16 protein-coding genes, 4 tRNA genes and 3 rRNA genes are annotated in these 25,347 nt (G+C 56.6%); 11 read left to right on the top strand and 12 right to left on the bottom strand.

Going from position 1 to position 25,347, the window contains the following annotated elements; all coding sequences use genetic code 11:
- Positions 1–137: 137 nt before the first annotated feature.
- From HG264_RS16240 to putA, 11 genes are all read left to right on the top strand, one after another.
- Complete coding sequence (locus HG264_RS16240) at positions 138–1,877, top strand: tetratricopeptide repeat protein (RefSeq protein ID WP_256663709.1); 1,740 nt, start codon at positions 138–140, stop codon at positions 1,875–1,877.
- Positions 1,877–2,497 (top strand): lipoprotein insertase outer membrane protein LolB, encoded by a 621-nt coding sequence (lolB, locus tag HG264_RS16235; protein ID WP_169408572.1) that lies wholly within the window; start codon positions 1,877–1,879, stop codon positions 2,495–2,497. The genes HG264_RS16240 and lolB overlap by 1 nt, the downstream gene beginning before the upstream one ends.
- Positions 2,494–3,345 (top strand): 4-(cytidine 5'-diphospho)-2-C-methyl-D-erythritol kinase, encoded by an 852-nt coding sequence (ispE, locus tag HG264_RS16230; protein ID WP_169408571.1) that lies wholly within the window; start codon positions 2,494–2,496, stop codon positions 3,343–3,345. The genes lolB and ispE overlap by 4 nt, the downstream gene beginning before the upstream one ends.
- Positions 3,346–3,377: 32 nt before the next feature.
- Positions 3,378–3,452 (top strand) — tRNA-Gln (locus HG264_RS16225).
- A gap of 114 nt (positions 3,453–3,566) precedes the next feature.
- The gene (locus tag HG264_RS16220) at positions 3,567–4,508 is read left to right on the top strand and encodes a ribose-phosphate pyrophosphokinase (RefSeq protein ID WP_169408570.1); all 942 of its coding nucleotides are present in this window, start codon (positions 3,567–3,569) and stop codon (positions 4,506–4,508) included.
- Between the two features lie 104 nt (positions 4,509–4,612).
- A complete protein-coding gene (locus HG264_RS16215) occupies positions 4,613–5,245 on the top strand; it encodes a 50S ribosomal protein L25/general stress protein Ctc (RefSeq protein ID WP_169408569.1) in 633 nt (210 codons plus the stop codon).
- Between the two features lie 52 nt (positions 5,246–5,297).
- Positions 5,298–5,864 (top strand): aminoacyl-tRNA hydrolase, encoded by a 567-nt coding sequence (gene pth, locus HG264_RS16210; RefSeq protein WP_169409175.1) that lies wholly within the window; start codon positions 5,298–5,300, stop codon positions 5,862–5,864.
- A 38-nt stretch (positions 5,865–5,902) separates the two neighbouring features.
- Positions 5,903–7,003 carry a redox-regulated ATPase YchF gene (ychF, locus tag HG264_RS16205; RefSeq protein WP_169408568.1) on the top strand — a complete coding sequence of 367 codons (1,101 nt, stop codon included), beginning with the start codon at positions 5,903–5,905 and terminating at the stop codon, positions 7,001–7,003.
- Between the two features lie 166 nt (positions 7,004–7,169).
- Positions 7,170–8,252: a mechanosensitive ion channel family protein gene (locus tag HG264_RS16200; protein WP_169408567.1), complete on the top strand. Its 1,083-nt coding sequence runs from the start codon at positions 7,170–7,172 to the stop codon at positions 8,250–8,252.
- A 128-nt stretch (positions 8,253–8,380) separates the two neighbouring features.
- Positions 8,381–8,457: transfer RNA gene (locus HG264_RS16195), tRNA-Met, on the top strand.
- Between the two features lie 317 nt (positions 8,458–8,774).
- Entirely contained in the window at positions 8,775–12,749 is a 3,975-nt protein-coding gene (gene putA, locus HG264_RS16190; protein ID WP_169408566.1) for a trifunctional transcriptional regulator/proline dehydrogenase/L-glutamate gamma-semialdehyde dehydrogenase, read from the top strand.
- A gap of 25 nt (positions 12,750–12,774) precedes the next feature.
- On the opposite strand, the gene HG264_RS16185 is transcribed toward putA, so the two are convergent.
- From HG264_RS16185 to ilvC, 12 genes are all read right to left on the bottom strand, one after another.
- On the bottom strand, positions 12,775–13,671 hold the full coding sequence (locus tag HG264_RS16185) for a DMT family transporter (RefSeq protein WP_169408565.1): 897 nt from the start codon (positions 13,669–13,671) through the stop codon (positions 12,775–12,777).
- Positions 13,671–14,306: a carbonate dehydratase gene (gene can, locus HG264_RS16180; RefSeq protein ID WP_169408564.1), complete on the bottom strand. Its 636-nt coding sequence runs from the start codon at positions 14,304–14,306 to the stop codon at positions 13,671–13,673. Before can ends, HG264_RS16185 begins: the two co-directional genes overlap by 1 nt.
- Positions 14,307–14,377: 71 nt before the next feature.
- The gene (rimI, locus tag HG264_RS16175; RefSeq protein ID WP_169408563.1) at positions 14,378–14,830 is read right to left on the bottom strand and encodes a ribosomal protein S18-alanine N-acetyltransferase; all 453 of its coding nucleotides are present in this window, start codon (positions 14,828–14,830) and stop codon (positions 14,378–14,380) included.
- Positions 14,823–15,305, bottom strand: coding sequence for a hypothetical protein (locus HG264_RS16170; protein WP_169408562.1), 483 nt, complete (start codon positions 15,303–15,305; stop codon positions 14,823–14,825). Before HG264_RS16170 ends, rimI begins: the two co-directional genes overlap by 8 nt.
- A gap of 314 nt (positions 15,306–15,619) precedes the next feature.
- Positions 15,620–17,164 (bottom strand): 2-isopropylmalate synthase, encoded by a 1,545-nt coding sequence (locus HG264_RS16165; protein ID WP_169408561.1) that lies wholly within the window; start codon positions 17,162–17,164, stop codon positions 15,620–15,622.
- Positions 17,165–17,525: 361 nt separating this feature from the next.
- Positions 17,526–17,641, bottom strand: a 5S ribosomal RNA gene (gene rrf / locus HG264_RS16160).
- A gap of 151 nt (positions 17,642–17,792) precedes the next feature.
- A 23S ribosomal RNA gene (locus HG264_RS16155) occupies positions 17,793–20,683 on the bottom strand.
- Positions 20,684–20,978: 295 nt separating this feature from the next.
- Positions 20,979–21,054 (bottom strand) — tRNA-Ala (locus tag HG264_RS16150).
- Positions 21,055–21,080: 26 nt separating this feature from the next.
- Positions 21,081–21,157, bottom strand: a tRNA-Ile gene (locus tag HG264_RS16145).
- 64 nt (positions 21,158–21,221) lie between these two features.
- A 16S ribosomal RNA gene (locus HG264_RS16140) occupies positions 21,222–22,758 on the bottom strand.
- Together the 16S, 23S and 5S rRNA genes with 2 tRNA genes alongside form the textbook arrangement of a ribosomal RNA operon.
- Positions 22,759–23,308: 550 nt before the next feature.
- On the bottom strand, positions 23,309–24,154 hold the full coding sequence (pssA, locus tag HG264_RS16135) for a CDP-diacylglycerol--serine O-phosphatidyltransferase (protein WP_169408560.1): 846 nt from the start codon (positions 24,152–24,154) through the stop codon (positions 23,309–23,311).
- A gap of 123 nt (positions 24,155–24,277) precedes the next feature.
- Positions 24,278–25,294: a ketol-acid reductoisomerase gene (gene ilvC, locus HG264_RS16130; RefSeq protein ID WP_169408559.1), complete on the bottom strand. Its 1,017-nt coding sequence runs from the start codon at positions 25,292–25,294 to the stop codon at positions 24,278–24,280.
- Between the last annotated feature and the right edge of the window lie 53 nt (positions 25,295–25,347).

Here is a 25,347-nt window from a genome sequence, read left to right as displayed (position 1 = left end):
TCGGCCAGGCTGACAATGGTCCAGGCACCGCTTGCCCAACTGGCGTCAGGCATTTTCACCAGGCCCTGCTTTGGGCTTGCGCGGTATCCTGTGTCATGATGCGCTTCCCGCCTGTAACGATTCGAGCGTCTCTGTCAATGAAGGCTTCCTACACCTATCCCTTGCTGGTCACGGCATTCGGACTCTGGCTCTCCGGCTGTGCTGCGACAGGCGACTCCCAACAGCCGTCGCCGCAGCGTGCGAACCCTCAACCCTCGGTTACACAGCAACCAGAACCGGAGCCGCCCGTAGTATATGGCCAATTCAGCCGGGACACGCTGTTCGCTCTGCTCAGCGCCGAGATCGCTGGCCAGCGAAACCGCTTCGACATAGCGCTGAACAACTATGTAGAGCAAGCGCGTATTACCCAGGATCCGGGCGTCATTCAGCGCGCCATGCAGGTGGCAGAATTTCTCGGCGCACAGCAGCCGGCACTGGACATGGCGCTGCTTTGGGTTGAGGTGTCGCCGGAAGATCCCGAAGCGCTACGCGCCGCCGCTTTACAGCTGGCCAGAGCCGGGGACCATGAACAGGCCATGGCGATGATGGAGGAAGTGCTCGCGCTGCACGGCGAAACGCATTTCGATTTCCTTGCCCTCGCCGCCGCACAGACCGATTCTGCAACGCGCCAGGCCGCACTGCAGAGTCTGCAACAGTTACAGCAGACGAATCCGGATAACGCGCAGCTGGTGTTCGCTACCGCTCTGCTGCTGCAACAGGAAGGTCGTCAGGCCGAAGCCCTGGCATTGCTCGAACAGAACCCGGCGGCGCACACCGCCGCGGCTCCAGTCATGCTGCACGCCCGTTTGTTGGCCGAACAGGGCGAAACGCAGGAAGCCATTTCGACGTTGCAGGCTGGCCTTATCAGTTTTCCGGACGACACGCGCATGCGCCTGCTGCTCGCCAGACTATTGGTTGCAAACGACGATCTGGACGCGGCCGCAGCGCAGTTCTCCCTGTTGGTAGAGCAGAATCCGAATGATGCCGAGCTGCTGCTGGCACTCGGCCTGGTGAACCTTGAGAGTGGCGAGAACGACGCAGCCATCGAGTACCTGGAACGCCTGAACGACATCGCACCCGGCAACAGCACCGGTTTGTATCACCTTGGCCTCGCCTACCAGGAATCCGGCCGTCAGGAAGATGCACTGCGCACCTGGCAGAGCATTGATAATGGCAACGAATTTTTGACTTCCCGCCTGCAGATCAGCCGCGTGCTGATGGAACGTGACAACCCTGACAGGCTGGCAGTCACGCTGGCGGCAGATCGTCTGGCGTACTCTGATCATCAACTTCAGCTGTATTTGATCGAAATCGAAGCCTTGTTCGACGCGTATCCTCAACGCGCGCTGGACCGCATCAACGAAGCGCTGCAGGAATTCGAGGCGCACACCAACCTGCTGTACATGCGCGCTATGGTTTCGGAAAAACTCGGCGACCCCGCAGGGCTCGAGAACGATTTACGCGCCATTCTTGAACGCGAGCCGGATAACGCCATGGCCCTCAACGCCCTGGGCTACACGCTAGCCGACCGTAACGAGCGGCTGGACGAAGCCCTGGAGCTGATCGAACGGGCGCATCGCCTCGAACCGGATGATGCAGCAATTGTAGACAGTCTGGGCTGGGTCCATTACCGACTCGGCAACCTGGACATGGCCGAGGAACTCTTGCGCCAGGCGTACCGTGAATTCCCCGACCAGGAAGTTGCAGCACATCTTGGAGAGGTGTTATGGAAACAAGGCCGCAAGTCAGAAGCGCGTGCCGTCTGGAGAGAAGCCGTGGAAGACGAAGTAGAAGGTGAACTGATCCGTTCGACTCGAGAACGTCTGGGGGCCCGCTGATGCATCCATTCATACGTGTCGCCACGCTGGTTTGTATAGCCTTGGCGTTGACTGCCTGCGGTAATCTGCACAAGCGCGAAACACTTGAGTTCGGTGGCGACGCTGGCGCCTGGAAAGCGCACCGCCAGTCCGTCGAGCCCATCATCAGCTGGACACTGCAGGGCAAGCTGGGCATGCGCTCGCCCCAGCAGTCCGGCAGTGGCACCCTGCTCTGGCTGCAGCAGCGGGAAAGCTATGATATCCGTCTGTCCGGCCCGCTCGGACGAGGAGCTACCCAGATAGTCGGCACCCCTGCTGGTGTCACATTGGAAATTGCCGGGCGCGAACCCATGCACGCCGCTACTGCAGAGGACCTGCTGGAAGAGCAGATCGGCTGGCGCTTGCCGGTTGAGCACCTGCTCTGGTGGGTCCGCGGCCTGCCAGCACCGGATAGCCCGAGCCGACTGCAACTGGACACCGAAAGCCGGCTCGCTCGGCTGCAACAATCAGGCTGGACCCTAGAGTACAGCCGCTACCAGGAGGTTGATGGCATCGAGTTACCACAACGCATGCAGCTGGCCGGGCACGATGTCCTGCTCACCTTGATTATCACCCAGTGGGAACCCGAGCTTTCCGAATGATCATCACACCTCTGACTCTCCCCGCGCCAGCCAAGCTGAATCTGTTCCTCCATGTGACCGGTCGCCGACCAAACGGTTACCACGAGCTGCAAACCCTGTTCCAGTTTCTCGACCATGGCGACACGCTGCACTTTGCTGCGAGAGAAGACGGCTGCATTACACTTCAGCCCGAACTGCCCGGCGTACCCGCTGAAGACAATCTGATTATCAAGGCAGCCCAACTGCTGCAACAGGCCAGTGGCTGCACCCATGGTGCCGACATCCAGCTCGAGAAGCGCTTGCCCATGGGCGGCGGTATAGGCGGCGGCAGCTCTGACGCAGCCACAACACTGCTGGGGCTGAATCACTTGTGGAAGACAGACCTGAGCATCGACCATCTTGCTGAGCTAGGCTTACAGCTGGGTGCCGACGTACCGGTCTTTGTCCGCGGGCAGGCAGCCTGGGCCGAAGGCGTTGGTGAAGAACTGACGCCGGTTGACCTGGAAGAGCCCTGGTATCTGGTGGTGGTGCCGCCCTGTCAGGTCAGTACCGCAGAAGTTTTTTCAGATCAGAGGTTGACGCGTGATACGTCGCCCATTACATTAGCGGCCTTCCGGAGGCACGGAGGTCGAAACGACCTACTGCCTGTTGTTGAAGCGCGTTATCCTGAAATACGTAACGCGTTGATCTTGCTAAACAATTATTGTGAAGCTAAGATGACCGGATCTGGCAGTTGCTTATTTGGGGCCTTCCCAAATAGACGCGAAGCTGATAAAGTTCGCGCCCGGTTGCCAGCCACACTGCAAACCTTTGTTGCAAAGGGATGTAACAGATCACCGTTACACCAGTTGCTTTACAAAGCGGCGTAAGAAGGATGCAACCTTTGCATCCGGACAGTTACAGGGGCGTAGCCAAGCGGTAAGGCAGCAGGTTTTGATCCTGCCATGCGTTGGTTCGAATCCAGCCGCCCCTGCCATTTTCCCGGCAGCAATCATTACATCTTGAGTCGATCTCACCGACCAGGCACTCTAGCCCGTTGTCGGTATACCGGCTCATTCGCAACGACCACTACCCAGAAAGGTATTGCAGCGTGTCCAAGATGATGGTTTTCACGGGGAACGCCAACCCCGATCTGGCACGACGCGTCGTGCGTCAATTGCATATCCCCCTTGGTGATGCATCCGTCAGCCGCTTCAGCGATGGCGAAGTCAGTGTTGAACTCAACGAGAATGTTCGCGGCAAGGATGTCTTCATGATCCAGCCGACATGCGCGCCGACAAACGACAACCTGATGGAGCTGGTGGTCATGGCTGACGCCCTGCGCCGCTCCTCTGCTTCGCGCATCACGGCCGTTATCCCCTACTTCGGTTATGCCCGCCAGGATCGTCGCCCCCGCTCTGCCCGCGTGCCAATCAGCGCTAAGGTCGTCGCCGACATGCTCGACGTGGTCGGCGTTAACCGCGTTCTCACCGTTGACCTGCATGCTGACCAGATTCAGGGTTTCTTCGATATCCCGGTGGATAATATCTACGGTTCCCCGGTACTGATCGACGACATCCAGGATCAGCGCATGGACAACCTGCTGATCGTGTCTCCGGACATTGGCGGTGTGGTCCGGGCGCGGGCCGTTGCGAAGTCGCTCGGCGTGGATCTGGCGATCATCGACAAGCGTCGCCCCAAGGCCAACCAGTCCGAAGTCATGCATATCATCGGTGATGTAGAAAACCGCAACTGCATCCTGGTTGACGATATGGTCGATACCGCTGGCACTTTGTGCCACGCAGCCAAGGCTCTGAAAGACTTTGGCGCTACCCGCGTATCGGCTTATTGCACGCATCCGATCCTCTCGGGCAAGGCGATCGAGAATATCAACGGCTCCATGCTCGACGAGCTCGTCGTGACCAACACCATCCCGCTGACTGCTGCCGCTGAAAGCTGCGACCGCATCCGCCAGCTGGACATGGCACCGATTATTGCCGAAGCGATGCGTCGCATCAGCAACGAAGAATCCATCAGCGCAATGTTCCGCTAAGGAACAGGTACTGATACAAACAGCCCGGCCATTTCGGCCGGGTTTTCATCATTCATCCGACGCGTTGGTCGCAAACGCCCGGGTGCTTAGCAAGGAGACTACATATGGTCGACTTCACACTGAATGCGAAAGAGCGTAACGATCTGGGGAAAGGTGCGAGCCGCCGCCTGCGTCGTATCGCTGACCTGGTACCTGCCATTGTTTACGGTGGCAACAAAGCCCCGCAGAGCATTTCGCTGGAAACACGCCAGCTGAACAAGGCGCTCGAAAGCGAAGCCTTCTACTCGCACATCATCTCTCTGGATGTTGATGGTAAGAAAGAAGACGTTCTGCTCAAGGCCGTACAGCGTCACCCTTCCAAGCCCCGCATCATGCACGTTGACTTTCTGCGCGTAGTTGCTGGTCACAAGGTAAACGTTCAGGTTCCCCTGCACTTCCTCAACGAAGACACCTGTTTCGGCGTCAAGCAGGAAGGCGGCATGATTTTCCGCAACCTGCCTGAAATCGAAATCACCTGTCTGCCGAAGGATCTGCCAGAAGCGATCGAAGTCGATCTGATCGACCTCAAGCTTGGCGAAGTGATTCACCTGTCCGACCTGAAGCTGCCTAAAGGCGTAACCATCCCCAGCCTGGCGCTGGGTGCTGATCACGACCTGCCGGTTGTAAACGTCATGGCTCCGCGCGTTGCCGCTGAAGATGACCAAGCTTCTGAAGAAGGCGAAGAGTCAGCGGAATAATCGCTGCTGAGTCTTCTGGAGGGCGCCCGTTGTGACGCAGGGAATCAAGTTGATGGTCGGTCTGGGAAATCCCGGACCTGAATATGAACTGACCCGCCACAACGCCGGCGCCCTTTTTGTTGAGCGACTCGCGGACCGGCATAACGCTACGCTGCGCCACGAGAGCAAGTTTTTCGGCCTGACCGGCCGCTTCACCCTTTCCGGTCAGGATGTTCGTCTGTTAATCCCCACCACCTTCATGAACCGCAGTGGTCAGGCCGTTGCCGCACTCGCTGGCTTCTATCGCATCGCCCCGGAAGAAATTCTGGTCGCTCATGATGAGCTGGACCTTCCCCCCGGCGTGGTCAAATGCAAACAGGGTGGCGGACACGGCGGACACAACGGGCTACGCGACATTATCGCCAGCCTGGGCAGTCAAAATACCTTTCACCGCCTGCGCCTGGGGATCGGCCATCCCGGTCACAGTTCTCAGGTTACCGGATTCGTACTGGGTCGCGCGCCGCGCGCCGAGCAGGATCTGCTCGACGCCTGCATCGACGAAGCCGTACGTGAACTTCCCGGTATGCTGGCCGGTGACTGGACGGCGGTCATCCGCCGCCTCCACAGCTTCAAAGCCTGAATCACTTATCCGCCGCGAACGCGGCAGAGGACACCAGTATGGGTTTCAATTGCGGGATTGTCGGCTTGCCTAACGTAGGCAAATCCACTCTGTTCAATGCCTTGACCAAAGCCGGCATCGGTGCTGAAAACTTTCCCTTCTGCACCATTGAGCCGAACAGCGGCATCGTGCCCATGCCCGATCCGCGCCTGGACGCCCTGGCGGCCATCGTCAAGCCGCAAAAGACCCTGGCTACCACCATGGAGTTCGTCGATATCGCCGGCCTGGTTGAAGGCGCATCGAAGGGCGAAGGCCTGGGCAACCAGTTTCTCGCCAATATTCGCGAGACCGATGCCATCGCCCACGTTGTGCGCTGCTTCGAAGACGAGAACGTCATCCACGTTTCTAATACAGTCGATCCCAAGCGAGACATCGAGATCATCGATCTGGAATTGATTTTTGCCGACCTCGACAGCTGCGAGAAGCAACTGCAGCGCGTTACCCGCAACGCTAAAGGGGGCGACAAGGAAGCGGTGGCGCTGAAGGCCTTGATCGAGAAGCTGATCCCGCATTTTTCTGAGGGCAAACCTGCACGTTCGCTATTGAGCGATCTGGCCGATGACGAAAAGAAACTGATCAAGAGCCTTCATCTGCTGACCAGCAAACCCGTGATGTACATTGCCAACGTGGCCGAAGACGGCTTCGAGAACAATCCGCACCTGGACGTTGTACGCGGCATCGCGGAAGCAGAAGGCGCGCTCGTCGTGCCGGTCTGCAACAAGATCGAAGCCGAGATTGCTGAGCTTGACGACGGCGAAGAGAAGGACATGTTCCTCGAAGCCATCGGCATGGAAGAGCCCGGGCTGAACCGCGTGATCCGTGCCGGCTACGAATTATTGAACCTGCAAACCTACTTCACCGCCGGCGTGAAGGAAGTGCGTGCCTGGACAGTCAAGGTAGGGGCGACCGCGCCTCAGGCTGCCGCAGTCATTCACACCGACTTCGAGAAAGGCTTCATTCGTGCCGAAGTCATCGCCTACGAGGACTTCATCAAATACAACGGCGAAGCCGGCGCCAAGGAAGCGGGCAAATGGCGCCTGGAAGGCAAGGAGTACATCGTCAAGGACGGCGACGTTATGCACTTCCGCTTCAACGTCTAATCCATCCTGAATCTTAGATCAGGCCTTGCGAAGCCGCCTCCGGGCGGCTTTTTCTTGCCCGCAAACTAATGGCTGCCGCTGCCGAGGTCAGCGGGGAAGGAACTTATCCAGCACAACACCGCCAGAATCCATATCGCCTTTCCTACGTTTCGGGAGAATTCGAGGTATGAATTGGGAAGCTTTCTGGACTAATTCGTTGCTGTTCGATCTGATAATCCTCTGTGGCATCACCATCGGCAGTTACATCCTGTTGAGTGCGGTACTGGGCATAGTCAGTCGGCGACTGGACGGGCTGGCCAAGCACCGACGCGCGAGGAGCTACTTCTTTGTCGCGCAGTTATTACGCAATACCAGCCGACTCCTCATCCTCGCATTCTCGCTACTGATCGGCCTCAAGGCGGTGGAGCTTTCCCCCCGGTGGGAAGAAGCCATGTCCCATGGCTGGTTTATTGCCCTCGCCTTTCAGATAGCCCTCTGGCTGGATATGGCAGTACGGCTCTGGACGGACAGTCTCACGCGGGACGGCAAGACGCGTAACCCGGTGACCACAACCATCATCGGCATCATGATACGTATCGTAGTCTGGACGATGATGCTGCTTTCAATTCTGGCTAACCTGGGCGTGGATATCACCGCCATGGTCGCCAGCCTTGGGGTGGGCGGCATTGCCATTGCGTTAGCCGTACAAACCCTCCTCAGCGATGTGTTTGCCTCTTTATCCATCGGCATCGACAAACCCTTCGAAATTGGTGATTTCGTGGTGTTCGGAGAAGTCGCCGGCAACATCGAACATATCGGACTCAAGACAACCCGGATCCGCAGCCTCAGCGGTGAACAGATCGTCTGCGCGAACGCCGACCTCCTCTCGCAAACTCTGCACAACTACAAACGCATGCAGACCCGGCGGATCGTTTTTGGCTTCGGCATCAGTTACCGGACCCCGTCAGAAAAAGTGCGTGAGGTCGGACAAATGGTTCGCCGGGTAATCGAACGTGTCGACAAGACCAAATTTGACCGGGCTCATTTTTCTGCCTTCGGAGAAAGCAAACTCAACTTTGAAGTCGTGCATATCGTGCAAACCGCCGATTACAACGAGTACATGGACATCCAGCAGGAAATCAACCTGGGCATCATGAAGGGCCTGGAAGACATGGAGGTGGATTTTGCGTTCCCGCGTCGCAGCGTGGAATTTATAGGCGGCACCCTACCGGATGTGCAGGTGCGAGAAGCCCAACCCGAACTGGGCTAACAGGTGTGCGCAGCGGCGTGCGCTTCGCACCCGCTGCGAACCTGGCTAAGCGATTGAAAATTTTAAGGAACGACACGCTCCTGCCCTTGACAATATTTTCGCAGATGGGAATAATGCGCGCCTCGGATGGCTACATAGCTCAGTTGGTTAGAGCACAGCATTCATAATGCTGGGGTCCCTGGTTCAAGTCCAGGTGTAGCCACCAACCTATTCAAGGGCTTAGCTTCGGCTAGGCCCTTTTTTATTGCGCTGGAAATAACGTCTCGCTGACTCCTTCCTTCCGTCAACCTTGTCCGCGCCCTCCTCGCTCTGCATGCCCGTGCCTCCGCCATAACCAACTATCTCTGCTAATTGCGTTAACGGTGCCGCTGGTTCGACCACGCATGCGCGCAGCGGCCATTAGTCCAAAGCGAACACTTCACTCGCCTGATACAGGTTGCACCCGGTTGCACCTTTGGCTTAGCGTGCATTTTTGACCAATACTGACTGCTTGCCTGGAGTCGGTTAACGGAGCATAAGCGTATGGCCAACACCACACTCGGCGTAAAGCTGGACGAAGCTACCCGTAACCGCTTGAAGGACGCAGCTGCACGCCTCGATCGCACGCCGCACTGGCTCATCAAGCAGGCGATATTCAGCTATCTGGAGACCCTGGAACGTGGCGTCGAAATGCCCGAGCTGGCGGCCCTGGCTCAGCGCATAGAACCTGGCGATAGCGGCGCCATCAATGAACTGGCGGAACACTCTTTTCAGCCGTTTCTTGAATTTGCCCAGAGCATTCTGCCGCAAACGGTGCTCCGCGCAGCCATCACGGCAGCCTATCGCCGGCCAGAGCCGGAAATTGTGCCGCTGTTACTGGAGCAGGCCCGCGTCCCGGAACAGCTCGCCAGATCCAGCCACGAGCTGGCTTATCGGCTCGCCGAGCAGCTGCGGGCGCGCAAGGGCGCCAGCGGCCGAGCCGGACTGGTGCAGGGCCTGCTCCAGGAGTTCTCGCTATCCTCCCAGGAAGGGGTTGCGCTGATGTGCCTGGCCGAGGCCTTGCTGCGCATTCCGGACAAGGGCACCCGCGACGCGCTGATTCGCGACAAGATCAGCAACGGCAACTGGCAACAGCATCTGGGACACAGCCCCTCGATGTTCGTCAACGCAGCTTCCTGGGGGCTTCTGGTTACTGGGCGACTGGTGTCGACGCATAACGAAGCAGGCATGACGCGGTCCCTCAATCGCATCATCGGCAAGAGTGGCGAACCGGTTATCCGCAAGGCTGTGGACATGGCCATGCGCATGATGGGCGAACAGTTTGTGACCGGCGAAACCATTGGCGAGGCACTGGCCAATGCATCCAGACTGGAAAAGCAGGGCTTCCGCTATTCCTACGACATGCTCGGCGAGGCGGCGATGACTGAAGGGGACGCTCGCACCTATATGAGCTCCTACGAACAAGCCATTCACGCCATTGGCAAAGCCTCAAATGGCCGCGGTATCTACGAAGGGCCCGGCATTTCCATAAAGCTATCCGCCCTGCACCCACGTTACAGCCGTGCGCAATATGATCTGGTAATCGACGAGCTCTATCCTCGCTTACTCGAGCTGGTACGGCTGGGTCGACAATACGACATCGGCATCAATATCGACGCCGAGGAAGCCGACCGCCTGGAGCTATCCCTCGACCTTCTCGAACGGCTGTGCTTTGACCCGGAGCTGCGTGGTTGGAATGGGATCGGGTTCGTTATTCAGGCTTACCAGAAGCGCTGCCCGTACGTGATCGATTTCCTTATCGACCTGGCGCGTCGCAGCAGCCATCGCCTGATGATTCGCCTGGTAAAGGGCGCCTACTGGGACACCGAAATAAAGCTCGCCCAGCTTGAAGGGCTTGAGGGATACCCGGTGTTCACCCGCAAAATGTACACCGACGTTTCCTATATAGCCTGTGCCCGCAAACTGCTGGCAGCGCCGGACGCGGTATATCCCCAGTTTGCGACACACAATGCGCATTCGCTGGCGACGATCTACCATCTGGCCGGACAGAACTATTATCCCGGCCAGTACGAGTTCCAATGTCTGCACGGTATGGGCGAGCCGCTGTACGATCAGGTGGTCGGCAAGACCACAGAGGGCAAACTGAATCGCCCGTGCCGCATTTACGCCCCGGTGGGCACCCACGAAACTCTGCTCGCCTACCTCGTGCGCCGGCTTCTGGAGAATGGCGCCAACACGTCCTTCGTCAATCGCATTGCTGATCGCTCAGTCTCCATCGGCGAACTGGTCGAAGATCCTGTCGCTACCGTGCAACAGGCTGCTGCCGACGAAGGCGCACTGGGCCTGCCGCACCCGCGGATCCCTCTTCCACGCGATCTGTATGGAAAAGGGCGCGCCAATTCCAGCGGCATAGATCTGTCCAACGAGCAGCGTCTCGCCTCGCTTTCCAGCGCGCTACTCGCCAGCACCCAGCAACAATGGCGCGCCCAGCCCATGCTTGGCTGCCCTGTTGCGAAAGGGAACGGGGAAGACGTACGCAATCCGGCTGACCTGCGCGACTGCGTGGGCCAGGTACGCAACGCTTCCGAGCAGGAGGCACGCGATGCCCTGCAGGCCGCACAGATCGCAGCGCCCATATGGCAAGCGACACCGGCGGCGGAACGTGCCGCCATCCTCGAGCGAGCCGCTGATGTGATGGAGTCGCACATCGAGCCCCTGCTCGGCCTACTGGCGCGCGAAGCCGGAAAAACCTTTTCCAATGGTATCGCCGAAGTGCGCGAGGCGGTCGACTTTATACGCTTCTATGCACGCATAGCCCGTGAAGACTTCAACAACGATACCCACCGTCCACTGGGTACAGTGCTATGCATCAGCCCGTGGAATTTCCCGCTGGCGATCTTTACTGGCCAGGTGGTGGCTGCGCTGGCCGCCGGAAACACAGTGATTGCCAAGCCGGCTGAACAGACGCCGCTTGTCGCTGCACAGGCTATTCGATTCCTGCTGGATGCTGGGGTACCCGAAGGCGCGGTTCAGCTGCTTCCGGGTGACGGCGCGGCATTGGGTAACGTGCTAGTAAGTGACGAGCGAATCAGGGGGGTGATGTTTACCGGCTCAACCGAGGTCGCAAGCATCATCTCGCGAACGCTGGCCGGCCGTCTGGATGTACAGGGGCGCCCGATTCCCTTGATAGCCGAGACAGGCGGCCAGAACGCCATGATCGTCGATTCGTCTGCCCTGACCGAACAGGTTGTAGCTGATGTGGTCGAGTCCGCCTTCGACAGCGCCGGGCAACGCTGCTCCGCCCTGCGCGTGCTCTGCGTACAGGAAGACGTAGCCGAGCGTCTGCTGTGGATGCTGGAGGGCACGTTCGCCGGATATAGTGTCGGCGACCCCGGCAACCTCGCTACCGATGTGGGCCCGGTGATCGACGCCGAGGCAAGGGCTACAATCGAACGTCATATCACCGAGATGCGCGAGAAGGGGCTTCGCGTCGTACAAGCTGGACGCCATGAGCCAGACGCTTTGAACCGGGGGACCTACGTACTTCCGACGTTGATCGAAATCGAAAGCCTGGCAGAACTCCAGCGTGAGGTGTTCGGCCCGGTATTACATGTGCTCCGATATAGACGCGAAGACCTGCCGGACCTGCTGGACCAGATCAATCACACCGGCTACGGGCTGACGCTTGGTGTACATACGCGCATAGACGAGACCATCGAGCGGGTAGTAAACAGGGCCCGTGTCGGCAATCTGTACGTCAACCGCAATATGGTCGGTGCAGTAGTGGGCGTGCAGCCCTTCGGTGGCGAGGGGCTCTCTGGCACCGGCCCCAAGGCCGGCGGCCCGCTGTATATGTATCGCTTGTTATCCAGCTACCCAGCTCAAGGCGCAACGCCCACCTTCGAGCGCATGGGGAGCGAAAGCGAAACCGAGACTCGCATGCGTGAGCGCCTGGCCGAGCGCATAGACGTTCCGGCTCAAGCACTACGAGCCTGGGCCGACGAGCAGCGCAATCCAGCGTTAGCGGACGCTTGCGCTGCATTTGCGGCTCTGTCACAGAGTGGATTGACGCGCGTGTTGCCAGGCCCGACGGGTGAGCGCAATACCTACACAATATTGCCGCGAGAACGCGTACTGTGCCTGGCGGACGCAGAGCAGGATCGCCTGATCCAATTGGCTGCGCTGCTTTCTGTTGGCTGCATGGCGGTCTGGCCTGAAGACGAAGTTACCCAGACCCTGCTTTCACGTCTCCCCACTCCGGTACAGGCCCGTATCGACAGGACTGCAAACTGGGAGGATGAAGACACTGAGTTCGAAGCCGTTCTGCATCATGGCGACTCCGATCAGTTGTGCGAAATCTGCAAAATACTGGCTCAACGCAGCGGGCCGATTGTCGGCGTTCAGGGTCATGCGCAGGGGGAGCGAGATATATTGCTTGAACGCCTTTATATAGAAAGATCATTGAGCATCAACACTGCAGCGGCCGGAGGCAATGCGAGCCTGATGAGCATCAGTTAATAATGACCGCAGCGGGCCGTTCGGATTACCGCGCGTGCCCCGGTCGCGTAGCCAGAACCAGGCCAAGGAAGGTCAGTGTTCCGCCGGCAAAGTGGAACCATCGCAACTGCTCATCCAGAATCAGCACGCTCAGCATGGCCGCAAATACCGGCATCAGATAACTGAACAGTGATGCTGTGGCCGGCCCCAGCACTCTCACGCCATTGTTCCACGCCCAATAGGCGAGCAAGGACGCGAAGACCGCCGTATAACCGACTGCGCCCATAGCCTGCGCAGTCACCGGCATCGCGCCGGTAGTACTGTATTCCCACAGATAAAACGGCAACAGGATCGGCACGCCACATATCAGCAGCGCAGCCAGCTGGACCAGTCCGGGCACCGGCAACATCCAATGCCGCAGCAAGACCGAATAGAGCCCCCAGCATAAAACCGCCAGGACCATGATCAGGTCGCCCTTATTGAACTCCAGCGACAGTAGCCGTTCAGGCTGCCCGGTACTGAGGATGATCAGCAGACCGAAGAAAGACAGCAGCGTGCCAAGCAGCGTCAACCTGCTCGGCCAAATGCGCAGCAGCAACACAGACCAGACGAAGGCAGCAACAGGCAAACCCGTATTAACCAGCGTCAGATTGATTGCAGTGGTGCTCTGCGCTGCCTGATAGAGCAAGGTGTTGTAGGAAGAGATACTCAAGGCCGCAAGCACGACAACGTGGCGCCATCGTGCGAGCAATACGTCGCGGTACTGCCACAAGCCGCGAACGGTGAAGGGCAGCAATAGCCCCATCGCGGTGGTCCATCGCCAGAATGACAAGCCTATGGGCGGTAAGTCACCCGCCGTCGCACGGGCCACCAGCGCATTTCCTGCCCAGGCCAGCGTGCAAACCACCAGTCCGACTACCGCCCAGTATCGCTCGTTGCGCATCAGGGTGGGCTAAGGCGGTATTGCTCGGGAATTTGCTCCGGCCCAGTCACGGTGACGTCGAGATTTTTCAGATGACCATTCTTGATACCGTAAATGAAGCCGTGGACCGCCAGCGGCTGGCCGCGGTGCCAGGCGTTCTGAACGATACTGGTATGGCTGGCGTTGGCTACCTGGCGGATGACGTTCATTTCACACATTCGATCCAGACGCGTCTCTTCGTCCTCAATCAGCCGTAACCGTTCACGTTGTTCGAAATACAGGTCGCGAATCGATCTGAGCCAGCCGTCGCTCAGGCCCAGCTGTCTGTTGCTCATCGCCGCCTTAACGCCACCACACCCGTAGTGACCGGTCACGATGATGTGTTTGATCTTGAGCACATCCACGGCAAATTGCATCACCGAAAGACAGTTCAGATCCGTATGTAGCACGACGTTGGCAATGTTGCGATGGACAAATAACTCACCCGGAAGCAAGCCGACGATCTCGTTAGCAGGTACGCGGGAATCTGCACAGCCAATCCAAAGAAACTCCGGCGCCTGCTGACCGGCCAGCTTGGCGAAAAAATCCGGATCCTCCTGTTTGATGGATTCGGCCCATTCACGGTTGTTTTCGAACAGCTGTGTAAGGTCGTGCATGCATTCACCTGTTGAGATCGTTTGGGAGCAACGTGCAGTGTCGGCCATTCAAACCGACTGACGTGACGAGATTAATCCAATAGAGAGAAGGCCATCACCAGAGCATCCTCCCTCCCCTGCGCTGCAGGATAATAGCCGCGGCGCCGGCCGATCTCGTTAAAGCCGGAGCGCTCATATAAGCGAATCGCTGAAAGGTTTGATTCTCGAACCTCGAGGAACGTGACCTCGGCGTCACGGAGTTTTGCGCTCTCCATCAGATGCTCGAGCATTTGCAAGCCGTAACCCCGGCCCTGGCGGTCCGGGCGGACAGTCAGATTGAGCAGATGAGATTCCTGCGCTGCGGCTGACAATACGCCGTGGCCTATTTGCTTGTCGCCCTCGAAAAACACCCAGCACTCATAACCGGAACGAATACAATCGAGGAAAATGCCACGCGTCCAAGGGTGCGAAAAAGCAGAACATTCGATTTCCAGCACTGTCTCGACATCGACCTCGCCCATCGGGCGGAAATACAGATCAGTCATTCACTAGCGTCCAATGCGACCTTATACGTTTAAGAAAATGCCAGAGCTTGCGTTTTTCCTCGGGCGCGGTCATCAGATCTTCCAGCGAGGGCACAAACCATGCCGGTGGGAGCTGCTCAATCGATTCGACCCGCCCGGCCAACGCTGCGATGGACTCCGCATCGGGGTCACTAAGCAAGACAGTGTGAGTGCCGAAACAACCGATGGAGCTGATCTGTTGAGCTTCCAGGCGTGCTTGCATGAATGCCTGTAGCCCCTGACTGGCGGCCACGGCACTGTTATCCAGCTGCCGGTTACGGGTCAAAGGCCAATGAAAGTCAGCATAAAGCCGGGCTGGCGTCGGCAATTGAGCCGCTCGCAGGATTTCATTGAGTAGCCGGAACGAAGCAGAGGCGCTTTCCAGTCCTGGCTCTTCAGTTTCGATCAACAATGCACAGGGGCCAGCCAACCAAAGCTGCATATAGAATGGACGCACGGGCGCTGCAGGGGCAGTTTGTTCAAGCGAAACAGGTGCAGAAACGGGTGCCTCGACTACTGGCGCTTTCGCTGAACTACCGGGACGCGGGACCGGGATGGGAACCCGCTTCCTGACAGGCTGGTGCTCGATCTCAGAGTTGGAAGCAGCTGAGGTTATTGTTTGCTCTACGTCTATACGCTCCGGGGCACGCTGTTTTGGAGGGTTGGGTATATCGGCGGGGGCACGTTGCGCTGCGTTGGGCAACACGTCACGGGGCACCCAATTGGCTACCCCCATGGCCTCCAGATAGGACAGTCGCGTTTGCTCAAGCATTAAACGCCAGCCGCTTGCGGGTGCGCCTTGAGTGCACCGGCCTGGATCAGATTAAGCGCATTGATATAGGCTTTGGCCGAGGCGATCACAATATCGGTATCCGCGCCGTTGCCATTGACGATACGGCCTGCCCGCTCCAACCTGACCGTCACCTCCCCTTGGGAATCGGTGCCCTGGGTGATGGCGTTGACAGAATAAAGCTGCAACGTCGCGTTGGATTGGATGATTTGCTCGATGGCCTTGAATGTAGCATCCACCGGGCCCGAGCCCTCTGACTGCGCCTCCCGCTCTACCCCGTCGACATTCACCGCTACCCGGGCCAGGGGCGTCTCACCCGTGCGTGACGCGACATCCAGAGAAACCAGCTTGATGTGTTCGACCGCTTCGGTAAGCGTATCCGAGACCAGCGCTTGCAGGTCTTCATCAAAGATTTCGTGCTTCTTGTCTGCTAATTCCTTGAAGCGACTAAACGCAGCGTTCAGCTCAGCTTCACCTGGTAATTGGATCCCCAACTCATCCAGACGGCTACGGAACGCATTCCGCCCCGAAAGCTTTCCCAGCGACAAGCGGTTGGTATGCCAACCGACGGACTGGGCGCTCATAATCTCATAGGTTTCCCGATGCTTGATGACGCCGTCCTGATGAATTCCCGATTCATGGGCAAAGGCATTGGCGCCCACGATCGCCTTGTTTGGTTGAACCGGGAAACCGGTAATCCCGGATACCAGACGCGAAGTACTGAGGATGTTTTCAGTAACGATGCTGGTCTGTACACCGAGAATGTCTTGACGCGTTTTGATCGCCATCACGATTTCTTCAAGCGCGGCATTACCAGCACGTTCGCCAAGCCCATTGATCGTACATTCCACCTGTCTGGCACCTGCGCATACTGCCGCGAGTGAGTTAGCGACCGCCAGGCCCAAGTCATTGTGACAATGCACGGAAAAGATGGCTTGATCGGAATTGGGCACCCGTTCGATGATCTGGCGGATCGTCTCGCCAAACTGATGTGGAATGGAATACCCAACGGTATCCGGAATATTGATGGTGCGTGCACCGGCATTGATGGCCGCTTCGATGATCCGGCACAGAAAATCGATTTCGGATCGACCTGCGTCTTCGCAAGAAAACTCGACGTCATTGCAGAGATTACGGGCGTACTTAACGGCGTGCACTGCCTGCTCAAGCACCTGGTCGGGAGCCAGACGCAGCTTATGCTGCATGTGTATCGGGCTGGTCGCTATAAAAGTATGAATCCGTCCCGAGTTTGCCCCAGCAAGCGCCTCAGCAGCCCGTTCGATATCAGCTTCCACTGCACGAGCAAGACTACAAACCGTACTGTCCTTGATGTTGTCCGCTATTGTCTTAACCGCTGCGAAGTCGCCGGGACTGGCTATGGCGAAGCCTGCTTCGATTACATCGACCTTGAGCTTTTCCAGCGCCTTGGCGATTCGCAGCTTTTCCTCGCCAGTCATCGATGCGCCGGGGCTCTGCTCACCGTCACGAAGAGTAGTATCAAAAATAACAACGCGGTCCTGGTTCATGGCGGTCTCCTCAGTATCAAGCCCGGCCCGAACATGGGCCGCGTCAGTGGAAAATTAGCTTGGAAGTATACCGCATAGGATGCCGGCAGCGCCTTGCGACGAATAACCGTCTGGCAACTGGAAAACCGGGGTCGCTGCGGACCGAACCGTTAACCCCGCCTCAAGCACGAGGTAAAACCGGCGCCTGGGTCCGATAGGCGTGTCTCGTTCTGTAAATGGTACATCCTAAAACCGAAGAACCAGCAGCGGCGCGGACTATCCCACTTTGCAGAGGCGCAGGGAGATTCGCTACGGATGGATTTTTGGGCGCATAAAAGAACACCCCGACCTGTTTCCAGGTCGGGGTGTTCTCGGTATAAGCGCTTGACGATGACCTACTCTCACATGGGGAGACCCCACACTACCATCGGCGATGCATCGTTTCACTTCTGAGTTCGGGATGGGATCAGGTGGTTCCAATGCTCTATGGTCGTCAAGCAATTCGTTGCTGTGCGGTGTTTAGTCCACACGGCGCAAAGGGTTGGGAGCGTGATAGAAGCTCGGACAAGGGGGTAACTGTCATCTCTGCAGTTCCAGACTGTCGTTCAATCGGTGTCTTGTATAACACGTTAAATTGCTTGGGTGTTATATGGTCAAGCCACACGGGCAATTAGTACTGGTTAGCTCAACGCCTTGCAACGCTTACACACCCAGCCTATCAACGTCGTAGTCTTCGACGGCCCTTCAGGGGAGTTAAGCTCCCGGTGAGATCTCATCTTGAGGCAAGTTTCCCGCTTAGATGCTTTCAGCGGTTATCTCTTCCGAACGTAGCTACCCGGCAATGCCACTGGCGTGACAACCGGAACACCAGAGGTTCGTCCACTCCGGTCCTCTCGTACTAGGAGCAGCCCCTCTCAAATCTCAAACGTCCACGGCAGATAGGGACCGAACTGTCTCACGACGTTCTAAACCCAGCTCGCGTACCACTTTAAATGGCGAACAGCCATACCCTTGGGACCGGCTTCAGCCCCAGGATGTGATGAGCCGACATCGAGGTGCCAAACACCGCCGTCGATATGAACTCTTGGGCGGTATCAGCCTGTTATCCCCGGAGTACCTTTTATCCGTTGAGCGATGGCCCTTCCATACAGAACCACCGGATCACTAAGACCTACTTTCGTACCTGCTCGACGTGTTGGTCTCGCAGTCAAGCGCGCTTTTGCCTTTATACTCTACGCACGATTTCCGACCGTGCTGAGCGCACCTTCGTACTCCTCCGTTACTCTTTGGGAGGAGACCGCCCCAGTCAAACTACCCACCATACACTGTCCTCGATCCGGATAACGGACCAGAGTTAGAACCTCAAAGTTGCCAGGGTGGTATTTCAAGGTTGGCTCCACGCGAACTGGCGTCCACGCTTCAAAGCCTCCCACCTATCCTACACAAGCAAATTCAAAGTCCAGTGCAAAGCTATAGTAAAGGTTCACGGGGTCTTTCCGTCTAGCCGCGGATACACTGCATCTTCACAGCGATTTCAATTTCACTGAGTCTCGGGTGGAGACAGCGCCGCCATCATTACGCCATTCGTGCAGGTCGGAACTTACCCGACAAGGAATTTCGCTACCTTAGGACCGTTATAGTTACGGCCGCCGTTTACCGGGGCTTCGATCAAGAGCTTCGCCGAAGCTAACCCCATCAATTAACCTTCCGGCACCGGGCAGGCGTCACACCCTATACGTCCACTTTCGTGTTTGCAGAGTGCTGTGTTTTTAATAAACAGTTGCAGCGGCCTGGTATCTTCGACCAGCCAGAGCTTACGGAGTAAATCCTTCACCCTAGCCGGCGCACCTTCTCCCGAAGTTACGGTGCCATTTTGCCTAGTTCCTTCACCCGAGTTCTCTCAAGCGCCTTGGTATTCTCTACCTGACCACCTGTGTCGGTTTGGGGTACGATTCCTAGTTACCTGAAGCTTAGAGGCTTTTCCTGGAAGCATGGCATCAACCACTTCGCTTTCTTAAAAGAAAGCTCGTCATCGGTTCTCGGCCTTAGGATCCCGGATTTACCTAAGATCCCAGCCTACCGCCTTAAACAAGGACAACCAACGCCTTGCTGGCCTAGCCTTCTCCGTCCCCCCATCGCAGTAACTAGAAGTACGGGAATATTAACCCGTTTCCCATCGACTACGCCTTTCGGCCTCGCCTTAGGGGTCGACTCACCCTGCGTCGATTAACGTTGCGCAGGAACCCTTGGTCTTCCGGCGTGGGAGTTTTTCACTCCCATTGTCGTTACTCATGTCAGCATTCGCACTTCTGATACCTCCAGCCAACTTCTCAATTGACCTTCACAGGCTTACAGAACGCTCCTCTACCGCACATCCTAAGATGCACCCGTAGCTTCGGTGTATGGTTTGAGCCCCGTTACATCTTCCGCGCAGGCCGACTCGACTAGTGAGCTATTACGCTTTCTTTAAAGGATGGCTGCTTCTAAGCCAACCTCCTAGCTGTCTAAGCCTTCCCACATCGTTTCCCACTTAACCATAACTTTGGGACCTTAGCTGACGGTCTGGGTTGTTTCCCTTTTCACGACGGACGTTAGCACCCGCCGTGTGTCTCCCGTGCTCGCACTCACTGGTATTCGGAGTTTGCATGGGGTTGGTAAGTCGGGATGACCCCCTAGCCCAAACAGTGCTCTACCCCCAGTGGTGATACACGAGGCGCTACCTAAATAGCTTTCGAGGAGAACCAGCTATCTCCGAGCTTGATTAGCCTTTCACTCCTATCCACAAGTCATCCGCTAACTTTTCAACGGTAGTCGGTTCGGTCCTCCAGTGCCTGTTACGGCACCTTCAACCTGCCCATGGATAGATCGCCCGGTTTCGGGTCTATACCCTGCGACTGTTCGCCCTATTAAGACTCGGTTTCCCTACGCCTCCCCTATACGGTTAAGCTCGCCACAGAATATAAGTCGCTGACCCATTATACAAAAGGTACGCAGTCACGGAACAAGTCCGCTCCCACTGCTTGTACGCATACGGTTTCAGGTTCTATTTCACTCCCCTCACAGGGGTTCTTTTCGCCTTTCCCTCACGGTACTGGTTCACTATCGGTCAGTCAGGAGTATTTAGCCTTGGAGGATGGTCCCCCCATGTTCAGACAACGTTTCACGTGCGCCGTCCTACTCGATTTCACAGCTAAGAGCCTTTCGTGTACGGGGCTATCACCCACTACGGCCGCCATTTCCAGGGCGTTCCACTAAACTCTAAACTGCTTAAGGGCTGCTCCCCGTTCGCTCGCCACTACTTGGGGAATCTCGGTTGATTTCTTTTCCTCGGGGTACTTAGATGTTTCAGTTCCCCCGGTTCGCCTCACACACCTATGTATTCAGTGTGTGATACCCAGCTTATGCTGGGTGGGTTTCCCCATTCAGAGATGTCCGGATCATAGCTTGTTTGCCAGCTCCCCGAACCTTATCGCAGGCTACAACGTCTTTCATCGCCTCTGACTGCCAAGGCATCCACCGTATGCGCTTATTCACTTGACCATATAACCCCAAACAATCTGTGCTGTTGCCAGCGCGACTGATGAAGTCACATGTTATATCGACATGATTTCACGACAATCCGGAACTTGCGTTGAGATTACAAGTTACCTTAGCCATAACCCTGTGCAGTGAAACACAGTGCTATGTCTTGTCTTACTTCTATCACTTTCCCAAATTTTTAAAGAGCGGCTGGTATAAAGACCAGACATCAATGATCTACCCTGAGGCAATCATTCATGTATGAACTCTAGGTCCAGCTAAGGCGTTGTTGTTGCGTCGGTACGTCGGTCTGTCTTGGTGGAGCCAAGCGGGATCGAACCGCTGACCTCCTGCGTGCAAGGCAGGCGCTCTCCCAGCTGAGCTATGGCCCCTTTAAGAACCGTCGCACCTCGACAATTGGTGGGTCTGGGCAGATTCGAACTGCCGACCTCACCCTTATCAGGGGTGCGCTCTAACCAACTGAGCTACAGACCCAATCGCCTTTCTTTTGAATCAAGTAATTCGTGTGAGTGCTTGAAGAGTGTCGAGATCTATCGATTAAGGAGGTGATCCAGCCGCAGGTTCCCCTACGGCTACCTTGTTACGACTTCACCCCAGTCATGAATCACACCGTGGTAACCGTCCTCCCGAAGGTTAGACTAGCTACTTCTGGTGCAACCCACTCCCATGGTGTGACGGGCGGTGTGTACAAGGCCCGGGAACGTATTCACCGTGGCGTTCTGATCCACGATTACTAGCGATTCCGACTTCACGGAGTCGAGTTGCAGACTCCGATCCGGACTACGAACGGTTTTTCGGGATTAGCTCCACCTCGCGGCTTGGCAACCCTTTGTACCGCCCATTGTAGCACGTGTGTAGCCCTGGCCGTAAGGGCCATGATGACTTGACGTCATCCCCACCTTCCTCCGGTTTGTCACCGGCAGTCTCCTTAGAGTGCCCACCATTATGTGCTGGTAACTAAGGACAAGGGTTGCGCTCGTTACGGGACTTAACCCAACATCTCACGACACGAGCTGACGACAGCCATGCAGCACCTGTGTCTGAGTTCCCGAAGGCACCAATCCATCTCTGGAAAGTTCTCAGCATGTCAAGGCCAGGTAAGGTTCTTCGCGTTGCTTCGAATTAAACCACATGCTCCACCGCTTGTGCGGGCCCCCGTCAATTCATTTGAGTTTTAATCTTGCGACCGTACTCCCCAGGCGGTCAACTTAGTGCGTTAGCTGCGCCACTAAGAACTCAAGGTTCCCAACGGCTAGTTGACATCGTTTACGGCGTGGACTACCAGGGTATCTAATCCTGTTTGCTCCCCACGCTTTCGCACCTCAGTGTCAGTATCAGTCCAGGTAGTCGCCTTCGCCACTGGTGTTCCTTCCTATATCTACGCATTTCACCGCTACACAGGAAATTCCACTACCCTCTACCGTACTCTAGTTCAGCAGTTATGAAAGCAGTTCCCAGGTTGAGCCCGGGGATTTCACACCCATCTTACTGAACCACCTACGCGCGCTTTACGCCCAGTAATTCCGATTAACGCTTGCACCCTCTGTATTACCGCGGCTGCTGGCACAGAGTTAGCCGGTGCTTATTCTGTTGGTAACGTCAAAGTTGCTACGTATTAGGCAACAACCCTTCCTCCCAACTTAAAGTGCTTTACAATCCGAAGACCTTCTTCACACACGCGGCATGGCTGGATCAGGCTTGCGCCCATTGTCCAATATTCCCCACTGCTGCCTCCCGTAGGAGTCTGGACCGTGTCTCAGTTCCAGTGTGACTGATCATCCTCTCAGACCAGTTACGGATCGTCGCCTTGGTGAGCCATTACCCCACCAACAAGCTAATCCGACCTGGGCTCATCTGATAGCGCAAGGTCCGAAGATCCCCTGCTTTCTCCCGTAGGACGTACGCGGTATTAGCGCCCGTTTCCGGACGTTATCCCCCACTATCAGGCAGATTCCCAGGTATTACTCACCCGTCCGCCGCTCTCAAGAGAAGCAAGCTTCTCTCTACCGCTCGACTTGCATGTGTTAGGCCTGCCGCCAGCGTTCAATCTGAGCCATGATCAAACTCTTCAGTTAAAAAACTGCTTGGGTTTTGAGAAAACCCTAAACTTGGCTCAGCTTTTACAAATTAACTCGATGAATTCACAGAGTAACTTGCTTGGCTGATAATCTTGCGATCATCGAGCAATTCAGCAAGCACCCACACGAATTACTTGATTCAGATTGTTAAAGAGCGATTCGGCCGGCGTTTCCGCCTGACCAAGGCCGCGTATTCTACGCTAACCTTCTGATCCGTCAAGCAATTTTGTGAAGTATTTTTGCTGCTTCACTTGTTGCCCGAGTGGCCTGAACAGCGCTGCTGCTCCGTGCCAGGGAGGCGCATTCTACAGGAGCCAAACTCGCTGTCAACACCTTCCGTAAACCTTGATGAGCTTCCTCATCACCGCGAATAACCGATCCATCCAGCCCTTCGCAGAGCGGCGCATTCTACGCCTTCTCCCGAGCCTGTCAACCACTAAATTGTCGCTAACTTATTGATTATTAAGCGCTTATTCTGTAGCGTCCTGACTTGGGAGACGCGCATTATAGGCCTGTGAGATTTAGCGTCAACTGTTTTTTCACATCACTATTCACCCGATTCCGGCTTGGCACCGGGACCACCCTGTTTACGCAGCCGCCACAGCATGAAAACCGGACCCGATACCGTATAAGCAATGAAAATAAGCCACAGGATCCGCGACGGATCAGTCGAGACCACCGCAAAGCCAAGCACCACCAGCAAGATGACAAAAAATGGCACCCGCCCCTTCAGATCAAGATCCTTGAAGCTGTGGTATTTGATGTTGCTGACCATCAGCACCCCAGCCAGCGCAGTAATCAGCCCCACCAGCAAGGCGATATCCCCGCCATCCACACCGAAGTCACTGAGCGCCCACACCATACCTGCGACGAGACCGGCAGCCGAAGGACTAGCCAGCCCGGTAAAGTATCGCTTGTCTTCATCGCCGATGTGCGTGTTGAAACGCGCCAGACGTAACGCCGCGCCAGCAACATAGATAAACGCGAAGACCCACCCCGCCTTACCCAAATCGGCAAGCGCCCAAGTGAATGCGACAAGCCCTGGCGCGACGCCGAATGCAACCATATCCGACAGCGAATCAAACTCGGCGCCGAATGCGCTTTGGGTGTTGGTCATGCGTGCGACGCGGCCATCAAGCCCGTCCAGCACCATAGCTACAAAAATAGCAATGGAGGCGTTGGCGAAGTTGCCGTCCATTGCGCTGATGATTGCGTAGAAGCCGGAAAACAGAGCTGCCGTCGTAAACAGGTTTGGCAGCAGGTAAATACCCCGATGACGAATCTTTTTGCCATCAGGCCCCCGCTCTTCTTCGACATGCTCATCGATAGGCAAAAGCAGGCTGGGTATCTCTTCTTCGCCATGCTTCTTCTCGTGCTCTAGGTTGTCGCTCATGTTGTTACCTTACAACGATACCGGAAATGACAGTGTGGCAACTCGACCTGTAAATGGCTACAGGACAGGCATAAAAAAACGCGGCCGTGGCCGCGTTCTTTCATGCGCAACAAAGCAGAACGATCAGTTCTTGTCTTTATCGACGATCTTGTTGGCAGAGATCCACGGCATCATGCCGCGCAGCTTCTCGCCCACTTGCTCGATGGGATGCGCCGCGTTGTTACGACGGGCAGCAGTCATCGAAGGATAGTTATGCGCACCTTCAGCGATGAACATCTTCGCGTACTCGCCGCTCTGGATGCGCTTGAGTGCATTGCGCATCGCTTCACGGGATTCGGCGTTGATCACCTCTGGGCCGGTCACATACTCACCGTACTCGGCATTATTTGAGATCGAGTAGTTCATGTTGGCGATGCCGCCTTCGTACATCAGGTCAACAATCAGCTTCAGCTCGTGCAGACACTCGAAATACGCCATTTCAGGCTCGTAACCAGCTTCCACCAGCGTTTCAAAACCAGCCTTGACCAGTTCGACCGCGCCACCGCAAAGAACAGCCTGCTCGCCGAACAGGTCGGTCTCGGTCTCGTCCTTGAAAGTGGTTTCGATGATACCGGTACGGCCGCCGCCAATGCCGCTCGCGTAGGACAAGGCCAGGTTCTTGGCGTTGCCGGAAGCATCCTGGAAGATCGCAATCAGGTCAGGGATACCGCCACCTTTGGTGAATTCGGTGCGCACTGTGTGGCCCGGGGCCTTCGGCGCAACCATGATCACATCGAGGTCCTTGCGCGGAACGATCTGGTTGTAATGGATCGCAAAACCGTGAGCGAAAGCCAAAGTCGCGCCCTGCTGCAGGTTCGGTTCGATTACTTCCTTGTACAGCTGCGCCTGGAACTCGTCGGGCGTAAGGATCATTACCACATCGGCAGCAGCAACTGCGGCCGGCACGTCAGTGACCTTAAGACCATGCGCCTCGGCCTTGGCTACACTGGAAGACCCAGCGCGCAAGCCAACAGTGACGTCTACGCCGGAATCTTTCAGGTTGCACGCGTGTGCATGCCCCTGTGAACCATAGCCAATGATGGCGACTTTCTTGCCCTGGATTAGGCTCAGATCACAATCTTTATCATAAAAAACGTGCATGTAATTCCCCTGTTACTGTGCGGGCCCAGCCGGGCCCTGCTGACAAATTTCAG

Origin of the sequence: Pseudomonas sp. gcc21, from assembly GCF_012844345.1 — a bacterium.
Taxonomy (GTDB): domain Bacteria; phylum Pseudomonadota; class Gammaproteobacteria; order Pseudomonadales; family Pseudomonadaceae; genus Halopseudomonas.
Note: the sequence above shows the minus strand (reverse complement) of the source record. Positions and strands in the feature narration are given on the sequence as shown.

Excerpts from the sequence above, each read along its gene's own strand:
- HG264_RS16240 (WP_256663709.1), top strand. The coding sequence starts at position 138 with ATGAAGGCTTCCTACACCTATCCCTTGCTGGTCACGGCATTCGGACTC.
- lolB (WP_169408572.1), top strand. The coding sequence starts at position 1,877 with ATGCATCCATTCATACGTGTCGCCACGCTGGTTTGTATAGCCTTGGCG.
- ispE (WP_169408571.1), top strand. The coding sequence starts at position 2,494 with ATGATCATCACACCTCTGACTCTCCCCGCGCCAGCCAAGCTGAATCTG.
- HG264_RS16215 (WP_169408569.1), top strand. The coding sequence starts at position 4,613 with ATGGTCGACTTCACACTGAATGCGAAAGAGCGTAACGATCTGGGGAAA.
- pth (WP_169409175.1), top strand. The coding sequence starts at position 5,298 with ATGGTCGGTCTGGGAAATCCCGGACCTGAATATGAACTGACCCGCCAC.
- ychF (WP_169408568.1), top strand. The coding sequence starts at position 5,903 with ATGGGTTTCAATTGCGGGATTGTCGGCTTGCCTAACGTAGGCAAATCC.
- HG264_RS16200 (WP_169408567.1), top strand. The coding sequence starts at position 7,170 with ATGAATTGGGAAGCTTTCTGGACTAATTCGTTGCTGTTCGATCTGATA.
- putA (WP_169408566.1), top strand. The coding sequence starts at position 8,775 with ATGGCCAACACCACACTCGGCGTAAAGCTGGACGAAGCTACCCGTAAC.
- HG264_RS16185 (WP_169408565.1), bottom strand. The coding sequence starts at position 13,671 with ATGCGCAACGAGCGATACTGGGCGGTAGTCGGACTGGTGGTTTGCACG.
- can (WP_169408564.1), bottom strand. The coding sequence starts at position 14,306 with ATGCACGACCTTACACAGCTGTTCGAAAACAACCGTGAATGGGCCGAA.
- rimI (WP_169408563.1), bottom strand. The coding sequence starts at position 14,830 with ATGACTGATCTGTATTTCCGCCCGATGGGCGAGGTCGATGTCGAGACA.
- HG264_RS16165 (WP_169408561.1), bottom strand. The coding sequence starts at position 17,164 with ATGAACCAGGACCGCGTTGTTATTTTTGATACTACTCTTCGTGACGGT.
- pssA (WP_169408560.1), bottom strand. The coding sequence starts at position 24,154 with ATGAGCGACAACCTAGAGCACGAGAAGAAGCATGGCGAAGAAGAGATA.
- ilvC (WP_169408559.1), bottom strand. The coding sequence starts at position 25,294 with ATGCACGTTTTTTATGATAAAGATTGTGATCTGAGCCTAATCCAGGGC.